17 protein-coding genes, 1 pseudogene and 1 riboswitch are annotated in these 21,131 nt (G+C 40.4%); of the genes and pseudogenes, 16 read left to right on the top strand and 2 right to left on the bottom strand.

All coding sequences use genetic code 11. The features are described from left to right. Nucleotides 1–15: 15 nt before the first annotated feature. From G6R08_RS02395 to G6R08_RS02340, 12 genes and pseudogenes are all read left to right on the top strand, one after another. Nucleotides 16–1,301 (top strand): annotated as a pseudogene (locus G6R08_RS02395) (IS110 family RNA-guided transposase). Nucleotides 1,302–1,944: 643 nt separating this feature from the next. Beyond that, a riboswitch (SAM riboswitch) is annotated at nucleotides 1,945–2,065 on the top strand. A 354-nt stretch (nucleotides 2,066–2,419) separates the two neighbouring features. Further along, the gene (cobA, locus tag G6R08_RS02390) at nucleotides 2,420–3,196 is read left to right on the top strand and encodes a uroporphyrinogen-III C-methyltransferase (protein WP_163526514.1); all 777 of its coding nucleotides are present in this window, start codon (nucleotides 2,420–2,422) and stop codon (nucleotides 3,194–3,196) included. Nucleotides 3,197–3,214: 18 nt separating this feature from the next. Then, a complete protein-coding gene (locus G6R08_RS02385; RefSeq protein ID WP_163526513.1) occupies nucleotides 3,215–3,973 on the top strand; it encodes a sirohydrochlorin chelatase in 759 nt (252 codons plus the stop codon). A gap of 72 nt (nucleotides 3,974–4,045) precedes the next feature. Beyond that, nucleotides 4,046–4,864, top strand: coding sequence for a uroporphyrinogen-III synthase (locus tag G6R08_RS02380; protein ID WP_163526512.1), 819 nt, complete (start codon nucleotides 4,046–4,048; stop codon nucleotides 4,862–4,864). Nucleotides 4,865–4,952: 88 nt separating this feature from the next. After that, nucleotides 4,953–6,803 (top strand): assimilatory sulfite reductase (NADPH) flavoprotein subunit, encoded by a 1,851-nt coding sequence (locus G6R08_RS02375; protein WP_163526511.1) that lies wholly within the window; start codon nucleotides 4,953–4,955, stop codon nucleotides 6,801–6,803. Nucleotides 6,804–6,890: 87 nt separating this feature from the next. Then, on the top strand, nucleotides 6,891–8,609 hold the full coding sequence (cysI, locus tag G6R08_RS02370; protein ID WP_163526510.1) for an assimilatory sulfite reductase (NADPH) hemoprotein subunit: 1,719 nt from the start codon (nucleotides 6,891–6,893) through the stop codon (nucleotides 8,607–8,609). Between the two features lie 56 nt (nucleotides 8,610–8,665). Further along, nucleotides 8,666–9,841: a sulfate adenylyltransferase gene (sat, locus tag G6R08_RS02365; protein WP_163526509.1), complete on the top strand. Its 1,176-nt coding sequence runs from the start codon at nucleotides 8,666–8,668 to the stop codon at nucleotides 9,839–9,841. A 21-nt stretch (nucleotides 9,842–9,862) separates the two neighbouring features. Continuing rightward, a complete protein-coding gene (cysC, locus tag G6R08_RS02360; RefSeq protein ID WP_163526508.1) occupies nucleotides 9,863–10,465 on the top strand; it encodes an adenylyl-sulfate kinase in 603 nt (200 codons plus the stop codon). A 180-nt stretch (nucleotides 10,466–10,645) separates the two neighbouring features. Next, nucleotides 10,646–11,017, top strand: coding sequence for a VOC family protein (locus G6R08_RS02355; RefSeq protein ID WP_163526507.1), 372 nt, complete (start codon nucleotides 10,646–10,648; stop codon nucleotides 11,015–11,017). A gap of 51 nt (nucleotides 11,018–11,068) precedes the next feature. Then, complete coding sequence (locus G6R08_RS02350) at nucleotides 11,069–12,070, top strand: LLM class flavin-dependent oxidoreductase (protein WP_163526506.1); 1,002 nt, start codon at nucleotides 11,069–11,071, stop codon at nucleotides 12,068–12,070. Nucleotides 12,071–12,240: 170 nt separating this feature from the next. Further along, nucleotides 12,241–13,503 (top strand): ammonium transporter, encoded by a 1,263-nt coding sequence (locus G6R08_RS02345; protein ID WP_163526505.1) that lies wholly within the window; start codon nucleotides 12,241–12,243, stop codon nucleotides 13,501–13,503. A gap of 126 nt (nucleotides 13,504–13,629) precedes the next feature. Next, nucleotides 13,630–13,950: a MerR family transcriptional regulator gene (locus G6R08_RS02340; RefSeq protein WP_163526504.1), complete on the top strand. Its 321-nt coding sequence runs from the start codon at nucleotides 13,630–13,632 to the stop codon at nucleotides 13,948–13,950. Nucleotides 13,951–14,002: 52 nt separating this feature from the next. On the opposite strand, the gene G6R08_RS02335 is transcribed toward G6R08_RS02340, so the two are convergent. Further along, nucleotides 14,003–14,623, bottom strand: a complete 621-nt coding sequence (locus G6R08_RS02335) for an NAD(P)-binding protein (RefSeq protein WP_163526503.1) — start codon at nucleotides 14,621–14,623, stop codon at nucleotides 14,003–14,005. A gap of 407 nt (nucleotides 14,624–15,030) precedes the next feature. On the opposite strand from G6R08_RS02335, the gene G6R08_RS02330 reads away from it, so the two are divergent. Continuing rightward, complete coding sequence (locus tag G6R08_RS02330; RefSeq protein WP_163526502.1) at nucleotides 15,031–15,240, top strand: hypothetical protein; 210 nt, start codon at nucleotides 15,031–15,033, stop codon at nucleotides 15,238–15,240. Nucleotides 15,241–15,314: 74 nt separating this feature from the next. Here the strand turns inward: G6R08_RS02330 and G6R08_RS02325 are convergent, their stop codons facing one another. Continuing rightward, nucleotides 15,315–16,598 (bottom strand): hemolysin family protein, encoded by a 1,284-nt coding sequence (locus G6R08_RS02325; protein WP_163526501.1) that lies wholly within the window; start codon nucleotides 16,596–16,598, stop codon nucleotides 15,315–15,317. 470 nt (nucleotides 16,599–17,068) lie between these two features. On the opposite strand from G6R08_RS02325, the gene G6R08_RS02320 reads away from it, so the two are divergent. The 3 genes from G6R08_RS02320 (at nucleotide 17,069) to clpX (ending at nucleotide 21,098) form a co-directional block, all read left to right on the top strand. Then, complete coding sequence (locus tag G6R08_RS02320; protein WP_163526500.1) at nucleotides 17,069–18,052, top strand: hypothetical protein; 984 nt, start codon at nucleotides 17,069–17,071, stop codon at nucleotides 18,050–18,052. A 170-nt stretch (nucleotides 18,053–18,222) separates the two neighbouring features. Next, entirely contained in the window at nucleotides 18,223–19,509 is a 1,287-nt protein-coding gene (gene tig / locus G6R08_RS02315; RefSeq protein WP_163526499.1) for a trigger factor, read from the top strand. A gap of 311 nt (nucleotides 19,510–19,820) precedes the next feature. Next, nucleotides 19,821–21,098 carry an ATP-dependent protease ATP-binding subunit ClpX gene (gene clpX / locus G6R08_RS02310; protein ID WP_163526498.1) on the top strand — a complete coding sequence of 426 codons (1,278 nt, stop codon included), beginning with the start codon at nucleotides 19,821–19,823 and terminating at the stop codon, nucleotides 21,096–21,098. Nucleotides 21,099–21,131: the final 33 nt, after the last annotated feature.

The raw sequence follows: 21,131 nt of genomic DNA, 5'->3' as shown, positions 1-21,131 counted from the left end.
AAGGAGACTTCTACTATGGATTTTACACAAAATGAGCGCCTTGCGCAAATCAATGAACAGACGTTAATTATCGATGTCGATGTGGCGAAGCACAAACACGTCGCTCGCGCAATTGATGATCGAGGAAGAGACTTATCCAAACGACTCATCTTCTCCAATACGATGCAAGGATTCAATGATTTACTGAAGTGGACGGCAGGTTTAGCTGAAGAAACCGGACGCCCTAAACTTCTGATCGGGATGGAACCTACAGGTCATTATTGGCTTAACTTAGCCTACTACTTAAAAGCTCAGGGTGAGAAACCCGTTGTCGTCAATCCGATGAAGGTAAAACGCTCCAAAGAACTCGATGATGATTCCCCCACCAAGAATGATACAAAGGATGCGAAAGTCATCGCTCAGGTCGTGCGTAATGGTCGGTATCACGCACCGATTTTACCGGAGGATGTGTACGCCGAGTTACGGGAAGGAATCAAACTTTATGACATGATCCAAGAGGATCTTTCTTCGATCAAAGCTCAGATGCATAATACGCTGGATCGATATTTTCCGGAATTCATAACGGTATTTAAGGACTGGACTGGGAAGGCTGCGTTACACCTCTTGGAACATGGCTATCTTCCTGAGGATATTGATCAAAAAACGGAAGAATAACTTCTTAGGAAAGTCAAAAAGTCAGCTAAACGAGCGATTGGATTAAAGCGCATGCGTCAGCTGAAGCAAGTGCTTCATCCAGTGTAGGCTTGACCGTGGGGCTACGCATGGCCCGTCAAGAATTTCGTTATCTCGTCGATCAATATCAAGCGTTAAAAGAACGCCTCGAAGCTATTGAAACTCAACTTGAAAACCTGGTTCTTCACGTGCCTGGATCTGATCGTATGATCGCGATGAAAGGCATTAGTGCCATGACAGTAGCCGGTTTTTTCGCTGAAGTTGGTGATCTTTCTAACTACAGAGATCCACGCCAAATTATCAAATTAGCGGGACTCAATTTAAAAATGAATCAATCCGGTCTGTTTAAAGGGAAGACGACCATTACGAAACGGGGACGTAGAAGGTTACGGTCCATTTTGTATCAAGTCGCTCGACCGTTGTCTTTTCATAACGAAGGATTCAAAACCTTACATACATATTATAAGAATCGTTCCAAGAACCCACTGACAGGAAAACAGTCGTTTATTGCCCTAAGTCGTAAGCTCATCAAGATATTCTTTGTGATTGGAACACGAAAGTGTTCTTTTAGTGAAGAACGCATGATTCGAGATATTCCTCAGTTACCAAGTGTACAGGAAGTCGCTTAAGTCGGAAGAACTTTAGTTTTTGTCTTTTTCTTAATGATTTCACAATTGAAGCACGGAGAAGCCGGTCGTTATTTTAACCATAAGGGCTTAGACCCACTTAAGGAGCATTTCCGGCATCCACACATGGTCAGGTCAAACGAAGGAATTTGCGCGCGATGACGCCGAGAGAAATCGGAGGGTCCACCACCATGTCTAACGTGGAGATCTAAAGTGCGATTATAAGTAATAACCTAATTACTGGAAAGTAATCGCCCCAGTCTATTCAAACGCAATCCTCACTACCAAATTTAATAAACATTGGGTAAACCTGACACAAAACTTAGCTATGGATTCAATAGAGTATTAAGAAAATGGAAGGAAAACAGAGTAATTCTAAAAAAACTTTAAATTATAGAGGGAGGTTAAGCTTTTTATTTTATCTTTAGTCTCGATTATCCAGTTAGTTTATCTATCGCTGATTCTTTCACTAACGTTTAGGATGACGTTAACTCAACAGTTGATATTAGGGTGGAAGTGGCATATTGGAAGATCCAGTTCTTTAGAACAGAAAATAATAAATGTTATTAATTTTCCCATAGTCTATTGACATTTTTTCAAAACGTGGATAGTATATATACCAATAATTCAATAACAAATTTTCACATTCTTATCGTGAGAGGTGGAGGGACTGGCCCTTTGAAGCCTCGGCAACGGATCTGGTGATTTATCATCAGAAAACTGTGCCAATTCCAGCAGGTGCTTTTTATGCATTTGAAAGATAAGAAGATGGGTAGTTAAATGTATGTGTTAAAGCCTCTCTTCTTATTGTTGATAAAGAAGAGAGGTTTTTTAGTGTGAAAAAGCTAAAAGTTAGGTGGGGTGTAAAAGGAAAGAGTTGAAATCCAGGGGAGCGAATCCAAGGCTATGAGAAGAGGTGCGGGATCATATCCAACTAATTACCTGGGATTACCATGAATTAAATGCTCAAGATACCCAGTTTGACTGAATATGAATTCTATTGTTATAAAGCCAAACCTGACGGCTGTTCGTTACAGGAATATCGAGTTACATTTTAAGAGATATGACCGTCAGTCAGTTAGAATGTGGCTGAAACTCGAACAAGGAAAGAGGTGGGACTCATGAATAAAGTTTATATCGTTGGTGCTGGGCCGGGTGATCCTGAATTAATTACAGTGAAAGGCTTGAAGAGCATTCAACAAGCAGATGTCATTTTATATGACCGGTTGAGTAACCCGGACTTACTGGATGAAGCGAGGGATGAAGCCCAACTGATTTACTGCGGTAAACGTCCTGATCATCATTCGTTAGACCAAGCTGCCATTAACGAACTTCTTTGTAGCTATGCTCAACAGGGTAAATCAGTGACGCGTTTAAAGGGCGGAGATCCATTTGTTTTTGGAAGAGGTGGAGAGGAAGCGGAAGTGCTAGCAAAAAATAGGATTCCTTATGAAATCGTTCCTGGAATTTCCTCCGGGGTAGCGGCACCGGCTTATGCAGGTATTCCAGTTACCCATCGTAATTATAGCTCGTCCGTAGCCTTTCTGTCAGGGGTGAGCAAACTAGGCTGTGATCAGGAAGAATATTGGGAGCACGTTGTGAAAAGTATGGACACTTTGTGTATTTTTATGGGTGTCAAAAAGCTGCCCGAAATTTGTGAAAGGCTAATTCGTCATGGTCGTGCTCCTGAAACACCGATAGCTTTGGTGGAGTGGGGTACTACGGAACATCAGCGCACTGTTACAGGCAGCCTTAAGAATATTGTGGGAAGAGCTAGTGAACTCATGAATCCTTCGATGATTATTGTGGGAGAGGTCGTGAAGCTTCGAGATCAGCTGCAATGGTTTGAACAGCTAAATGATGAGGCGGAACTACCTATTCCCTCAATTGTGGGATAAAAGGAAGGAGCCATTTGCATGGAAGCTGTTTTATATGTAAGTCATGGGAGCCGAGTCGAGAAGGCACGTAAAGAAGCTGTTTCCTTTATCGAAGCCGTTCAAAACAGGATGATAGATGATGTACCTCTTCAGGAAACATGCTTCTTAGAACTTGCAGAACCCGATATGGTTCAAGGAATTAAGAACCTCATCAAACTTGGTGCCACGAAGATTGTTGTTATCCCTGTCTTATTGTTGAGTGCTGGCCATTACTACAAGGATATACCGAAAAAGATTGATCAAGCGAAACTTCGTTATCCCCACGTTGAGTTTGTGTACGGTAAAACGATAGGAGTTCAGGATCGAGTGATAGATGTACTGGTTCAGCGAATACGCGAAACACAGGTGGTTCCTCATGTTGATGCTAATATCCTGTTGGTTGGAAGAGGAAGTCCTCATCAGGAGACGAAAGATTCGATCGAAGAAATCGCTTGGAAATTAAAGAGGAAAATGAATGTAGCTCATGTTTCAGTCAGTTATTTAGCTGCCTGTTCACCATCATTTGAAGAAGGACTGCAAACATCGTTAAGAATAGGATGGTCCCAAACTTTCGTTGTTCCTTATCTTTGGTTTACGGGAGTGCTTATGCATTCCATGCAAGAAAAAATTAATGAGATGGAGCAGACAGATCGACAACAGGTATTGCTGTGTCAATACCTTGGCAGCCATAGGGCAATGGTGGACGCTTTGACTGATCGCGTTTATGAAGCCTTTCATCAAAGCAGCTTGAGCAAATAAAGTAGGATACAAAGAACTGAATGTATCAATCATCACTGCCAAACGAAGCTCTCGCGAAAGGGAAGGATTTTTATGAATGGGTTAACAGGAAAGGTCATCGGAGTAGCGGCTGATCGAAGTGCAAATGCACTCAGCAGCTTGATCCAGAAAAAAGGTGGTACACCAGCAGTCTTTTCGATTCAAGGAAAGCAAATTTTAAATGAACAAATCAGTCAAGATAATATTAGAGATTTTATTTCCAAATCTTTTGATTGGGCAATTTTTACAACGGGAATAGGCGCTCAAACGTTGGAGGACACTTCCGTAAAATCAGAAATCTACAGAGATTTTATTGAAAAATTAAACAATACGCAAGTGGCAATCCGTGGGAAAAAGACATTGAATTGGTGTCAGAAAAACGGCGTTAAAGCCAGCATGTTATCCGATGATGGAACAATGGAACATCTAGTAAAGACTTTTTCAGAAGAACAAATAGATCTAAACTATCAACGTGTTTTTCTACAAGCTTATAGTCAAAATGATGCAAAGCTCAAAGAGAAATTAGAGAAGGCTGGCTGTCATGTTTATCTATCTCAGCCCTATTTTTATGAGGAACCAAACCTTCAGGTGCTGGAAAATCTGAAAGAAGCTATTAAGACTAAATCACTGGATGCTGTTGTTTTTACAAGTAAAACACAGGTTAAAAATTTAGTTACGAATCACCATGACAACCGTGAAACCATTCAGTCTTTCAATAATCATGTGTTGGCAGTGGCTGTTGGAAAAGTTACGGCCAATGAATTAAAGGAGAGCGGAATATTATACGTTCTTCAGCCCGATCGGCCTAAAATGGGGCCGATGGTGGCTGCCCTTGAACGTTACTACCAAAAAGCGAACTCGTACAACAATTGATTGGCTTTGGGAATGGATGTTCATGTTAGAGCATGAGCGCTAGATTAAAGGATAAAAATTAAACAGATATTTAGTGAGGTGGGTAATTTTGCAGTTCCAGGTAATGAATAGTCCTTTTAAACAAGAACAGGCAGACTTATTAAATCAGGTCTTACCGTCAATGACAGAGAATCAGAAAATTTGGCTAAGCGGGTATTTGGCTAATTCTCAAGCAGCATCGTTTACGGCAACAGCCGATCCAGTTTTAGAAAATGCTTTGGAGACCGAGGTATCCTCCCAGGCAAGCGTCCAGTCTGCAACACGAGAGGTGACAATTCTTTTTGGCTCGCACACGGGAAATTGTGAAGCGCTGGCTGGGGAAATCTCTGAAAAGCTGAAGCAGCAAGATTACAAAGTCACACTATCGGTTATGGACGACTTTAAACCAAAGAACATAAAAAAAGTACAGGATTTACTTATCCTGACGAGCACTCACGGTGATGGAGACCCACCAGACAATGCAATGAGCTTTTATGACTTTATACATAGCAAAAGGGCACCAGTTTTAGATGACCTCAGATACTCCGTCCTTTCTTTGGGAGACAGCTCTTATGAATTCTTTTGTCAAACGGGCAAAGAATTTGATGAAAGATTAGAGGAATTAGGCGGAAAAAGGATCTACCCTCGTATAGACTGCGACCTGGACTTTGAGGAGCCAGCGGAAGAATGGTTTGACGGAGTCCTTGCTACATTAAATAATGCAAAACAGGTGAACAATGAGGGGAAAAATGACGTTCAGCTAGCCCAAACAGATAAAGTCATGAATAAACCGATTTATTCCAGAACAAATCCATTTAAAGCGGAAATATTGGAGAATTTGAATTTAAATGGGCGGGGCTCAAACAAAGAGAATCGCCACCTTGAATTAGATTTAGAAGGGGCGAGTCTAGAATTTGAACCGGGTGACAGCCTGGGGGTTTTTCCGGAAAATGACCCTGCCCTTGTAGCAAAACTAATCGAAAAAATGGAATGGAACCCTGAAGAGCATGTTCCTGTAAACAAGCAAAGGGAATTGCGGCCATTGCGGGATGCCTTAACTTCAACTTTCGAAATTACCGGATTAACGAAACCGTTGTTGGAAAAAGCAGCACAGCTCACTGCTAATAAAGAATTGAATAAACTGATCACCTCAGATCACCACGAAGAACTGAAAGCCTACTTATATGGGCGGGATTTAATTGACTTAGTTCAGGATTTTGGTCCATGGAATGTTACAGCAGAAGAATTTACGGGGATCTTACGCAAAATTCCACCTCGTCTCTATTCGATTGCCAGCAGCTTAAAGGCGAATCCCGATGAAGTTCACCTTACGATCGGTACGTTAAGATATGATGCACATGGACGTAAACGAACGGGGGTCTGTTCTGGGCAGTGTGCGGAACGATCCCAGCCTGGAGACGCACTGCCGGTTTTTATTCAGCACAATTCAAACTTTAAGCTTCCTGAAAGCCCAGATACTCCTGTCATTATGATCGGGGCCGGCACGGGAGTTGCGCCTTATCGGGCTTTTCTGGAAGAACGAGAGGAGACGGGTGCTGAAGGGGACGCATGGTTATTCTTTGGGGATCAGCACTTTGTCACCGATTTCCTTTATCAAGTTGAATGGCAAAAGTGGCTCAGGGAAGGAGTTCTAACCAGGATGGATGTTGCCTTTTCACGTGATACCTCAGAGAAGGTGTACGTACAGCATCGTATGCGGGAGAAGAGTCGCGACTTGTATCAATGGCTGCAAGCCGGGGCCGTACTTTATGTATGTGGTGACGAAAAGTATATGGCTAAGGACGTAGAAGCTGTTTTGTTAACCATTTTGCAGCAAGAAGGGAACATGAATAAAGAGGAAGCTGAAACATATCTCGCTGACCTGCGTAAGCAGAAACGTTACCAGCGTGACGTATACTAACCAGCTCATAGATATCGAATATCATTCAGCGGCTTTGTTCAGCCGTGAACCAGTAGAATTGCAGTTTCATAGGGAAGGAGTTTAATTATGACAAACAAAGCACATACCCATCTGGACGGACCGCCTAGTGACATGGAGAAGATCAAAGATGAGAGTAATTATCTGCGTGGTTCCATTGCAGAAAACTTTGCAGATCGTATTACGGCAGGAATTCCAGATGAGGATACTAAGTTATTAAAGTTCCACGGAAGCTATCAGCAGGATGACAGAGACCTGCGAAATGAACGGAAGCAGCAAAAGCTCGAGCCAGCGTATCAGTATATGGTTCGTGTTCGTTTACCAGGAGGGGTAGCGACACCTGAGCAGTGGCTTACAATGGATAATCTCGCTAATAATTACGGGAACGGTACATTAAAACTGACTACCCGCCAGACGTTCCAACTGCACGGGGTATTAAAGTGGAATATGAAAAAAAGTATGCAGGAAATCAATGCAGCTCTTTTAGATACTATTGCTGCCTGTGGGGATGTGAACAGAAATGTAATGTGCAATGTTAACCCCGATCAATCAGACATACACGCTGAAGTCTATGGGTGGGCCCAGAAATTGAGTGAAGAGCTTTTACCAAAAACTAAAGCCTACCATGAAATTTGGCTTGACGAGGAGAAGGTGCTGGATAGCCGTGACTCAGAAGGTGATAGAGAGCCTATGTATGGACCTTTATATTTGCCGAGAAAGTTCAAAATCGGTATTGCTGTTCCTCCTTCCAATGATGTGGATATTTTTTCTCATGATCTCGGTTTCATTGCCATCATGGATGAAGGAAAGTTAATTGGTTTCAATGTTGCTGTAGGAGGGGGCATGGGGATGACCCACGGGGATACCAATACCTATCCTCAATTGTCCCGAGTAATTGGCTTCTGTTCAGTTGATCAAATTGTTGAGGTAGCGCAGAAGGTCATTACGGTTCAACGTGATTACGGCAACCGTTCAGATCGAAAGAACGCACGTTTCAAGTATACAATTGACAGGTATGGGATCGATTGGTTTGTGGATGAATTGCAAGCTAGATTAGGCTGGGACCTTGGAGCAGCGAAACCATATCATTTTGAGAATAATGGCGACCGTTATGGCTGGATCAAAGGTAGTGGAAAATGGCATTTGAATCTATTTATCCAAAATGGACGCATTACAGATTCTGAAGATTATCCGTTAATGACTGGAATAAGGGAGATTGCGAAAATCCATACTGGAGATTTCAGGCTAACACCGAATCAGAATCTCATCATTGCCAATGTCACGGAAGAAATGAAGCCTGCGATCGTGGAACTAGTCAACAAATATAGCTTAACGGACGGTAAACAGAATTCAGCTTTGCGAAGAAACTCTATGGCTTGTGTCGCCTTTCCGACTTGTGGGCTGGCAATGGCTGAATCAGAGCGTTATCTTCCTGAACTTATTGACAAGATTGAAAACATCCTTGATGAGGCAGGAATCAGAGAAGAGGATATTATCATTAGGATGTCAGGGTGTCCTAATGGTTGTTCACGCCCAGGTCTAGGCGAAATTGCTTTTATTGGGAAAGCTCCTGGAAAATATAATATGTACTTGGGTGCTGGATTCACCGGAGATCGACTAAACAAGCTATATCGAGAAAATATTGGAGAAGAGGAGATTTTAGAGACATTAAAGTCTATTCTTTTGCAATACGGAAAAAGACGCCAAGAAAATGAACACTTCGGAGACTATGTTGTTCGAGCTGGTTATGTGGAAGAAGTCACCTCTGGCCTTAACTTTCATTCATAACTTTGTATTAAGCTGCAAATTTAAGCATTTCAATTAATTACAGGGAGGTTCGATTTATGACAGCAACTCAAACAGAACACACCACCATTTCGCCCCACGGAGGTGAACTAGTAATCCGGGAATTGACTGGTTCACGACGTGAAGATTACTTAAACAAAGCAGATTCATTGAAATCTTTAACCTTAAATGCTTGGAGCCTTTCAGATTTAGAACTTATTGCTATCGGAGGATTCAGTCCGTTATGCGGTTTTATGGGTGAAGCGGACTACAATCGAGTTGTTGAGGAGATGCGACTTGAGGATGGAACAGTCTGGAGTATTCCGATTACCTTACACGTCACTCAGGAGCAGGCGGATGAATATGAAATTGGGTCTGAAATTGCCCTAGTGGGGGACGGTGATGTTGTTTATGGTGTACTGAAATTGGAAGAAAAATACACCTATGATAAAGAAAAAGAGGCACATCATGTTTATGGGACGACGGATGAAGCTCATCAGGGTGTGAAAAATGTATTTAAAAAAGGCGAAGTTCATCTTGCAGGTCCGATTTACTTATTAAATCGTCCCAGCCATGGTGAATTTGAGGGTTTTTATCTTGATCCGTCGCAAACACGGAAGATGTTTTCCGATCTAGGCTGGAATACAGTTGTCGGGTTTCAGACGCGTAATCCAGTTCACCGTGCCCATGAATATATTCAAAAATGTGCCCTCGAAGCTGTAGATGGATTGTTATTAAATCCACTGGTTGGTGAAACCAAATCAGATGATATACCAGCAGACATCCGTATGGAAAGTTATCAAGTAATCTTAAACCATTACTACCCAGAAGATCGTACACGTCTTGTAATCTATCCTGCAGCAATGCGGTATGCGGGACCTAAAGAAGCTATTTTACATGCAATTGTCCGCAAAAATTATGGTTGTACGCACTTTATTGTAGGTCGTGATCACGCAGGTGTAGGGGACTATTATGGAACATACGAAGCTCAAGAATTCATTGCTAAATTTGAAAGAGAATTGGGCATTCAAGTATTTAAGTTTGAGCATGCGTTTTATTGTACGAAATGTGAAAACATGGGGACAGCCAAAACGTGTCCGCACGAAAAAGAAGATCATGTGCACCTTAGTGGTACGAAGGTACGTGAAAAGCTTCGTAATGGGGAAAAACCACCGAAAGAATTCTCGCGCCCCGAAGTAGCAGAAGTGCTTATTAAAGGGATGAGAAAAAAATAATGTTAACTTAGGAGGGTGAAGATGACTGAATCAATAAACATTGTATGGCATGATTCAGAAGTGACCAAGCTGGACCGCCGAAAGTTGAATAATCATAAGAGTGCTGCCTTATGGTTCACAGGGTTATCTGGCTCAGGAAAATCTACAGTATCGGCAGCTTTAGAAAAGAAACTGCATGAATTAGGGATCCACACCTATCGTTTGGATGGAGATAACGTTCGCCATGGTTTAAATAAAAATTTAGGTTTTAGCCCCGAAGATCGCAAAGAAAATATTCGCCGCATTGGAGAAGTGGCTCATCTGATGGTTGATGCAGGACTGGTAACCCTGACAGCGTTTATTTCTCCATACCGCGAAGATCGGGATAGTGCCAGGGAATTGCTGGGTGAAAAAGAGTTTATCGAAGTTTATGTGAAATGTCGTGTAGAAGAATGCGAAGAACGCGATCCTAAAGGTTTATATAAGAAAGCGCGCGCTGGTGAAATTAAAGGTTTTACCGGAATTGATGCACCGTATGAAGCACCTCTTAGCCCCGAGCTTACTATAGAAACAGATCATCAAACACTAGAAGAATCTGTTCAGGTTATCGTTAACTATTTGAAACAAGGAGGATATCTTTCATAAAGGCCATTGAATAAGTTTAAAAAGCTACAAGAAAAACGCTGAAACACCTTTAGTATCAAAAAGAGGGCAGCGTTTTTCTTGATTGGTTTCCTTTAATTAATTAAAAGACAGCTAGAACCATTGAATGAATAAGAAAGATGATAGAATGGGAGTGTTAGCTAAAGGAAAGGAATTGATATTATGTACGAAGGAATACATCACGTATCGTTGCTGGTAACAGACATAGAGAGGGCAAAGAGGTTTTACGGAGAGGTGCTTGGATTCCAGGAAAGTAATGAACGTCCTGATTTTGGTTTTCCCGGGGCATGGTATCAAGTCGGGGAAACACAAATTCATCTTATTGTACATAAAGAGGGGAAAACTTTAAGAGGCGTGACCTCCATTGACTCAAGAGATGGCCACTTTGCCATCCGTGTGCAGGATATGGAGAGTTTTATTAAAAGAATGCGTAGTCACCAGGTTGAGATATTGGATAAACCAAATAATCAAACGGATTGGCATCAAGTATTCGTGAGCGACCCAGATGGTAATTTAATCGAATTTAACTGTTAAATAAGAAGTGATGACCCGGCAGCCCTGATCAGAGAAAGGAGGAAGATGAATGTGAAACTGAGTATACTGGATCAATCACCTGTATCATCGGGAACAACAGCTCAGCAGGCGCTAAAAGAATCCATGAAACTTGCAAAAACAGGTGAGGAGTTAGGGTATAGTCGCTATTGGGTTGCGGAGCACCATGATATTGCGGGATTATCTTGTCCTGCTCCTGAAGTCATGTTAGGTTACATTGGAGCTCATACAGAATCCATTCGAATTGGAGCCGGAGCAGTCTTGCTCCCTCATTACAAACCATATAGAATCGCTGAAACTTATAATTTGCTTGCTTCCTTATTCCCGAAGCGTATTGATATTGGAATTGGTAGAGCGCCTGGTGGTTCTGCAGAAGCGACAATGGCTCTCTCAGATAACTATTTGGAACAAGTCCGAAAAATGCCCGAATCCTTTGATGATCTTCTTCATTTCCTGCAAAGTGATTTCCCCTCAGATCATTTGTTTTCTAAAGTATCTGCATCTCCCCAACCTGAAGTCTTACCAGAGGTTTGGGTGTTGGGTACGAGTGAAAAGAGTGCCTTACTCGCAGCAGAAAAAGGAACAGCCTATGCATTTGGACACTTCATGAGTAATAATGATGGACCTGAAATTGCGGAGACTTATAAACGTAACTTCAGTCGAAGTAGTGTGGTGTCAAAGCCTCAGTTAATCCTTGCTGTAACCGTTGTGTGCGCGGAAACAACTGAACAAGCAGAGGAAATAGCCTTGAGTAGTATGTTATGGAGCATTCAAGTCAAAGCAGGAGAAGGAGAAAAAGGGGTTCCTACTGTAGAGGAAGCCAAACGATATTCGTTTAGTGCTGAGGAGCAACAAAAACTTGAAAAGATGAAAAAGAAAATGATAATTGGTAATCCGAAAATAGTAAAACAAAAACTAATTGACTTAAAAAGATTATATCTCGCTGATGAAATAATGATCATTACGATTACACATCATTATAAGGAACGTTTGCAATCCTATAAGCTGATAGCAGAAGAAATCCTTTCTCATTAAATTGAAGACCTCCGATCATCATCTATAAAGCATGATGACAGGAGGTCTTTGATTTATAAAATACATTGTCAGATTATCTTACAGATTTATTGTTTGAATATTTTGATACTGATACATTAATACTTAACAGGTTATGTTAATAAACTTTACACAAAGGGGTTAAGTATTAAATGGATGCTATTTTTCTAATGAATAACGTCTGGATTGTTGTCTGTACCGTACTCGTTTTATTCATGCAAGGTGGTTTTATCTTACTTGAAGCTGGTTCAACTAGAATGAAGAATGCTGGACATATTGCTGGTAAGACAGTTTTTACAGTCGGTATTGTATCATTGGTTTTTTGGGCTGTGGGGTATGGGTTAATTTATGGGAAAGGGAACGCTTTTATCGGTTTTTCAAAATTCTTTTATGGTGATGCAACGACTATGGGGGTAGATTTGGCAGGGTCTGTAGATTTCTTTTTTCAACTGGCATTTGCTGCGATTGCTATGACGATTGCATTCGGCGGGTTTGCTGAGCGGGCAAAATTATCAGCCTATGTAATTTTTGCGGTATTATTTTCAGTTCTCGTGTATCCTGTTATTGCTCACTGGATTTGGGGTGGAGGCTGGTTAGCAGAGCATGGAAAGCAAGACTTTGCCGGTTCTACTGTGGTTCATTTAACAGGAGCGATGGCTGCTTTAGCTGCCACAATTATTTTAAAGCCGCGTATCGGTAAATATAATAAGGATGGAACCTCCAATGATATAGCTGGACATAATCAGGTATTTACTGCATTAGGTGTACTCATCCTCTGGATAGGCTGGTTTGGATTTAACGCGGGAAGTACATTTGGAGTAGCTGATGCCTTCTTTGGTTATGTAGCACTAAACACACAATTAGCTGCAGGTGCAGGAGCAGTAGGAGCCATGCTTGTCGTCTGGGCAACTACAGGTAAAGCGGATGTTCCGACAACCTTGAACGGAGCTTTAGCGGGACTTGTTGCCATTACAGCTTCTTGCGCATTTGTTGAACCATGGGCAGCGGTCTTTATAGGTCTGATTGGAGGAATTGTTGTTTTCTTCAGTATGAGGTTCTTTGATAAAAAGAAAATAGACGACCCGATTTTCGCATTATCAGTTCATGGTACAGTTGGCGTTTGGGGGACTCTTTCTAATGGATTATTTGCAACGCCTGAATTAGCGACTGTGGGGCAGGCAGGTTTATTTTATGGTGGTGGTTTTGAACAGCTTGGTGTTCAACTGTTAGGTGTTGTTACTTGTGGTCTTTATGCATTTGTTGTAGCTTTTATTATTTTGAAGGTAATGGAAAAAGTTATGGGGGGGATACGTGTCACTGAGGAAGAGGAAATCATGGGGCTTGACTTGAGTGAACATGGTGGTTACGGATATCCAGAATATTTACCAACTCCAAATACGAAGACAGGGGCATAGACCATCGCTCGATTCTAAGTAAAGAAATGAATATGCTAGATATAAAGTTTTATTAAAAATCAGTCAAATTGAATTAGCAAATTTTTGTTATAGCTGAGCGAGCATAAGGGTGAGGTGGGGAGCGCTTTGACCGATGACTATAAGAGTAAAAAGGTTATTTCTATAGGGGTGGTTAAGGAATTAACTGGTCTCTCTGAACGGCAAATAAGATACAATGAAGAGCGAAAGCTTATTTTCCCAGAGCGAACCGAAAATGGGACTCGTAAATATTCATTTTCTGATGTGGAAACATTGGTAAAGATAGCTGAAAAACGAGAAGAAGGGGTTCAGTCATATGAAATAAGCCAAGATATGAAAAAAGAAAGAGCTAAGAGAGAAGGAGAGTCCCAAATGCGCAGGAAGATGATTCGTGGTCAGTTAAATGCGCATTTTCGTATGAAGTCATAAAGATGATTGCTTCAAGGTTAGGTGTTTAAAGCATAAGAGATTACTGTATCAATCATTTCGAAGTTCTATGGTGCTCCATGCAATAGAGCATATCTTTTTGTTTTTGTGTATCTAAGTAAGTATTTGAAAGAACTTCACGTAAAAAGGTGTTTTTTTCTTCTGAAGAGAGATTAATTTTCTTAAGCAAGTGTCTAACATCAAATAAAAAATCCAGGTATTGTTCATACTTTTCATCATATTGATTAGATAATTCTTTTTTTACTTTTTTTGCAAACAAAGGACTTGCGCCCGCTGTTGAAATGGCAATGGTCAACTTCCCGCGTGTAAAATGGGCAGGAAAACTGACGTTTCCGTTCTGGAAATTGGAAGCTGCATTGAGTAAACGATCGTCAGGGACAGCCCTGATGACGTCATTATTGACGGATTCACTATTGGTAGCTGCGACAATTAGGAATGCCTCTTCTATATCAGCGGGCGTGAAATTCTTTTGCTTCCATTCTATACTCCCAGTTTCATAGTAGGAGTGTAGCTCATCGGTCAGATTTGGACTGATGACTGTAAGCTGTGCTTTACTCATGAGAAGACTATCAATTTTTCTTTTCGCCACTTTCCCTCCGCCTACGACGACTACTTTTTTTCCTTCTAAACTTAACATGATCGGGATGAGCGACATAGGTAACGACTCCTTAGTTCTAGTTTCTGTTATTCTTCAGCAGGTCACGTATAATCAATCCAACTGTAGAAGTGGTAAACAAAATGAGTGTAATCAGGGTGATTGTACTGGGAAATGATTGATAGATACCAATAGAAAAACCTGTGAACATGATGAGTAAGAACGTAACTTTTCTTAATTTCATAATAACGAGCTAGTCAGATAACTGAATCCAGCTTATTTCACACCTCACTTAGCCAACGAATTTAAACAATTTTAAAAGAGTTTGCTTTTATTAATAGGTCCATACGATTCATTACATGTATGTATGGTTTTAGGTCTGACTATACTAAGTAAATAACAGCCAGTCATATTGTGCAAGAAGAAGTAGTAATGGTTAGGCACTAAAATGCAAAGGAGTGGATGATTTGGATAGAGTTACATTGCATGAAGAAGTACTCTCCTTGAAAGGAAAAATCTGTTCGGGTCAGTTAAAGTTTAAATGTAGAGATGATTATATTATTCAGCAGCTTGATAAGGTAAAGGAAGAGGATGATGGCCTGATAGATGTTAGTACAGTTTCTCCTTCCTTGCTTATATTATTGGATGCTACAAATGGAGCAGAACGAACAATTTAGGGAAACCCTCTTTTACTTGTAAAAGGGGGTTTTGTTTAATCCTGTTTCTTTATCTTTGATATATCCTCTGTATCTTACTCTTCCCAGACAGTAATAGCTATAATCTGCTGATCTTCCATTTCCACCACTTTAAAATGATAAGAGTCATGAGATAGTTGAGACCCTTTCTTGACATCAATTAATTCGTTGTACACCCAACCGGAGATTGTATCCACATCTTCACTTTCAAGTTCAATCTCAAAAAATTCATTAACATCTTGAATGGATGTTTTTCCATCAATAAAGAAGGAACCGTCTTCTTGTGGAACGATTGTTTGTTCTTCTTCATGATCGAATTCGTCTCTAATATCTCCGACAATTTCCTCAATAATATCCTCGGCCGTGATCATACCTGAAGTACCGCCATATTCATCAGTTAAGACTACCAAGTGTGTTCGTTGTAGCTGCATTCTGACTAACAGATCGTGAATTGGGATATTTTCAAAAACCTTTAATACTGGCCGAACAAACGGCTCAAGAGTTTCAACCTTGCTCCAGTCGTTGTAAAATAATTCTTTTAAATGAAGCACCCCGATGATATGATCTTTGTCCTCCTGGAATACAGGGTACCTGGTAAAGCGTTCCTCATTCATGAATTGTAAGGATTCTTTTATAGGATCTTCAATATCTACAACCGCCATGTCTGTTCGGGGAATCATAATTTCTTTTGCCGTGCGGTTGTCGAATTCAAAAATCCGATCGACATATTCAAACTCAGATTGATTAATTTCACCTTGTTGATAACTTTCACTTAATATATGACGAAGTTCTTCCTCGGAATGAACTTCATCGGTTTCTTTAGCTGAATGGTATCCTAATAAACGTACTAATAAATTTGCAGACCCATTTAACAACCAAATTAAAGGGTACATAATCTTGCTGTATAGGATTAAAGGCCCGGATAGCATAAGAGTAATATTTTCCGCTCTTTGAATAGCGATTGTCTTCGGAGCAAGTTCCCCGAGTACAACGTGTAAAAAAGTGATAACAAAAAAGGCAATCACAAAAGTTATTGTGTGACTAACCGTTGCCGGCAGGTTAAATCCTTCCAGCAGTGGATGAAGCAGAATCTCCAAGGTTGGTTCTCCTAACCAACCAAGACCAAGGGCAGTTATCGTAATACCAAGCTGATTCGCTGATAAATAATAATCTAAATTGCCGGTTACTTTTAAGGCATTTAAAGCTTTTTTATTACCCTCAGCCGCCCGCGCTTCTAGTTTGGTTCGTCTTACTTTAACAATTGCGAATTCGCTTGCAACGAAAAAGGCTGTCGCTAAAATCAACAGAGCCACCGCTGCAAGCTTGATCGTCTCTTCCATATCAAATCTCCTCATAATTCAAATAGTGGAGAAGAATCTCCACCATATATTGTAGTTTAATCTAACTGATAATACTAGTTAAAGAGTAATCGGAGAAAAACGTTATTACCAATCATGAGGTTGTAATATTAATGAAGGAACTAGGTGAAAGTGGATGAGTAGGAATCGAGATGGAGTAAATAAGCGTTTCATTGTGATATAATTTTATTATTGTTTCATATATATACATATAGTTTCGCTATACTGCGTTGGATGTGACATGAAAAGAGACGTCCCTTGGACGTCTCTCTTCTATATTTTATTAAGGGGAGGTACATTCATAAGTTTCGTTTGTCCTTTAAAGCTTTAGGGTGTTCCTGAAAAATTTTTTAAGAAGGTAGCAAATAATCCATTTGAATGTTTAGGTTTATTTTCGACTGAAAAAGGTAAAAATAGACGGGTAATAAAAATAATAAGAGGAAGGGTGTCCTATGGAAAAACGAACAGGGGATATCGTGATGTTCCCAAAATGGAAAACAATGTTAGAAAGTAAAGGTCTCAAAGCGGTCGAAGAGAAAAGTTATCAAGAGGCTGTAGAATTCCTTCTTCCTCTCGTGAATTATGAGGTCGCCTCTCATGAAGTCACTACGGGACTGCTCATGAGCTGGATTGAACTCGGAAACTTCAGCCAAGCGGAAGATTTATGCCAGGAGCAGATGAAGGCTGATGAAGATCATTATTATCATTACTTACATATCTACATAACCATTCTTTTTCAAGATAATCGCTACCAGGAACTTATTGATTTATTAGACGAAGTTTTTGAGACTGAATCTATTCCTCATCAAAGTCGTACGCAATTATGGCAAATATACGAAGTTAGTAACAAACTGCTTCAGGACACGCATAAGAAAGACGAAGAGAAATATTTTCAATCCTTTTTCGCCGCTATCGATAATGATGATTTACATAATCAATGGAAATCTATCCAACAGTTAAATAAGCAACCCGTTTCAGCAGATACAGAACCGTTTGAAAACCTGTTAACCGATACCTCAACTCACCCAATCATTAAAACAGCAATAATCCAGTGGTTCAGAGATAACAAAGTTGACCACAAGGTTCACATCCGTAAATTTTCGAATGATATGTTCATCATTCCTTCAGAGTTAAATACATTTGAATCTGAGTACATTATTCAGCAAATTCAGCTAAGGCTTGGGGCAGTTGAGCAAAGCAATCCAACGATGTATGAGATGATCAACCTTCTATTGAAACATTATTGTTATGTACGCTATCCCTTTTATCCTGGTGAGGAGGAAGTCGGTCATATCGTTGAAGCCTTAAAGCAGCTTGGCCACGATTATTTGCAAATCCCTTATCAGTCACAATCCGGTAATGATGAGAAAGTACAGAAATATAAAGAGGAAATTGAATTAAGTGAACAGCATTATGTATTACTGGTGGGGGAGTAATTGATGTTCATCCTATTTTAGACATGAACAATTTCAAATGTTGAAAGCGTATATGTTTGTGTTATAATGTAGGGGTTGCAAATGAGATTCGTGTGTATATAGAATCATAGAATCGCCTAATGGTCGTCTTTGGACGAAAAAAGGAATTTATAGATGTTGGAGGGAATTTTATGTCAGCAAAATGGGAAAAGCAAGAAGGGAATCAGGGGACACTTACAGTTGAAGTACCTGTAGAGGATTTCAACAAGGCTCTTGATGAAGCTTTTAAAAAAGTAGTAAAACAGGTACAGGTTCCTGGATTCCGTAAAGGGAAAGTACCACGTAAACTGTTTGAACAACGCTTCGGAGTAGAATCACTTTATCAAGATGCTCTCGACATTGTTCTTCCGAAGGCATATTCAGATGCTGTGGAAGAAACAGGAATTGAGCCAGTTGATCGTCCAGAAGTTGACGTGAAACAAATCGAGAAGAATGAACCATTAGTTTTCTCTGCAGAAGTTATAGTTAAGCCTGAAGTTAAACTAGGTGACTATAAAGGTCTTGAAGTTGAAGAGCTTAGCACAGAGGTAACAGATGAAGACGTTGAGAATGAACTGAAACAACTTCAGGAAAAGCAAGCTGAACTAGTTGTAAAAGAGGACGGCGAAGTAGAAGACGGAGATACTGTCGTGATGGACTTTGAAGGCTTTGTTGATGGAGAAGCTTTTGAAGGAGGACAAGCTGACAACTATTCACTAGAAATCGGCTCCGGTTCCTTTATTCCAGGCTTCGAAGAACAGCTTTCAGGTAAGAAATCTGGAGAAGAGACAGAAGTTGAAGTCACGTTCCCAGAGGAATATCATGCAGAAGAGCTAGCCGGGAAAGAAGCTACTTTCAAAGTGAAAATTCATGAAGTAAAAGGAAAAGAACTTCCTGAACTTGATGATGAATTAGCGAAAGATGTCGATGAAGAAGTAGAATCCTTAGAAGAACTTAAGAAGAAAACACGTGAGCGCCTTGAGGAGCAAAAGAAAACAGAAGCTGACAATCACAAGCGTGATACACTTGTTCAAAAAGCCAGTGAAAATGCAGAAGTTGAAATTCCTCAAGCTATGGTTGATACTGAACTCGATCGCATGGTTAGCGAATTCGAACAGCGTCTGCAAATGCAGGGCATGACTAAAGACATGTACTTCCAGTTCACAGGTCAGGATGAAGATGCACTGCGTGAGCAAATGGCAGAAGATGCCGGCAAACGTGTGAAAACAAACCTTACTTTAGAAGCTATTGCTATTGAAGAGGATGTGGAAGCTTCTGAAGAAGACGTGAAGTCAGAGCTTGAAAACATGGCTTCTATGTATCAGACTGATGTGGAACAACTCACTCAAATGCTTGGTGGAAACACTGACATGATTAAAGAAGATCTTAAGGTACGTAAAGCAATTGAGGTTTTAGTTGATAACAGCAAAACAGAATAGTAAGCTAGGAAGACAAGGGGCAGATTGTTCCTTGTCTTCTCATATATTCTTGTACATAAAGTAATAAAAATTAGTTAAAACATGAATGAACTACCTGTTTTTTTACATATAATAGTAGAGCGGCTAATGTTTGACTTATTGATTATAAATCTACATAATGAGGATGATGCATCGGGATTCGCACACCTCTGAAAAGGTATTGCTTTTTTGTTTTACATGAATCTGGTATGATGAGCAAAAGAAACTGATGCTCGAATGCCTAGGATAATTACCAGGCGCATATTGCGTTATTTTATTAAGGGGTGAATGATATGTTTAAATTTAATGAAGAAAAAGGTCAGCTTAAATGCTCTTTCTGCGGTAAGAGTCAGGAACAAGTCCGTAAGCTTGTAGCCGGGCCTGGAGTTTATATATGTGACGAATGTATTGAACTTTGTACAGAAATCGTTGAAGAAGAACTGGGTAATGAAGAGGAAGTGGAGTTTAAAGAAGTTCCTAAACCTCAAGAAATTCGCGGCATTCTTAATGATTATGTGATCGGGCAGGACCAGGCTAAAAAGAATTTATCTGTAGCTGTCTATAATCATTATAAGAGAATTAACGCCGGAGTTAAGAACGATGAAGTTGAGCTGGCAAAAAGTAACATTCTTATGCTTGGCCCGACGGGGAGCGGTAAGACTTTACTTGCTCAGACACTTGCAAGGATCTTGAATGTACCATTTGCAATTGCTGACGCCACATCATTAACAGAAGCTGGATATGTTGGGGAGGATGTTGAGAACATTTTACTCAAACTAATCCAGGCAGCTGACTATGATGTTGAGAAAGCCGAAAAGGGAATTATATATATCGATGAAATAGATAAAGTGGCCCGTAAATCTGAAAATCCATCTATCACAAGGGATGTTTCAGGGGAAGGTGTACAGCAAGCCTTACTTAAAATTCTAGAAGGTACACAGGCAAGCGTCCCTCCTCAAGGCGGAAGAAAGCATCCTCATCAAGAATTTATTCAAATTGATACGACAAACGTATTGTTTGTTGTGGGTGGCGCATTTGACGGAATTGAACAAATCATTAAACGCCGCTTAGGAAAGAAAGTTATCGGTTTTGGTTCAGGTCAGGTGGAAGTTGATGATGAGAAGAGTGAATTATTGACTAAAGTGCTTCCAGAAGACCTGTTAAGTTATGGTCTTATCCCTGAGTTCATTGGCCGTTTGCCGGTAATTGGAAGTCTTGAACAACTCGATGAGGAAGCGTTAGTAGAAATTTTAACAAAACCAAAAAATGCTCTCGTCAAACAGTATCAGAAGCTTCTGCAAATTGATCATGTTGAGCTTGAGTTTGAAGAAGAAGCTCTTCGTGAAATTGCCAAGTTGGCAATCGAGCGGAAAACTGGAGCCCGTGGACTTCGTTCAATTATTGAAGGGATCATGCTGGATGTCATGTATGACCTGCCTTCTCGAGATGATATTGAAAAATGTATTATTACAAAAGATACGGTAACAGCTGAAAAAAGTCATCCTAAATTGATTTTGACAGATGGTTCAGTTGAGGATGAGAATAAGGAAACACCGAGAGAAAGTGCCTAATCTTTAAACATCATCTCTTCTTAGCTAGAAGCC

Origin of the sequence: Halobacillus ihumii, assembly GCF_902726645.1 — a bacterium.
GTDB classification, from domain to species: domain Bacteria; phylum Bacillota; class Bacilli; order Bacillales; family Halobacillaceae; genus Halobacillus_A; species Halobacillus_A ihumii.
This window is presented reverse-complemented; position numbering and strand designations above follow the sequence as displayed.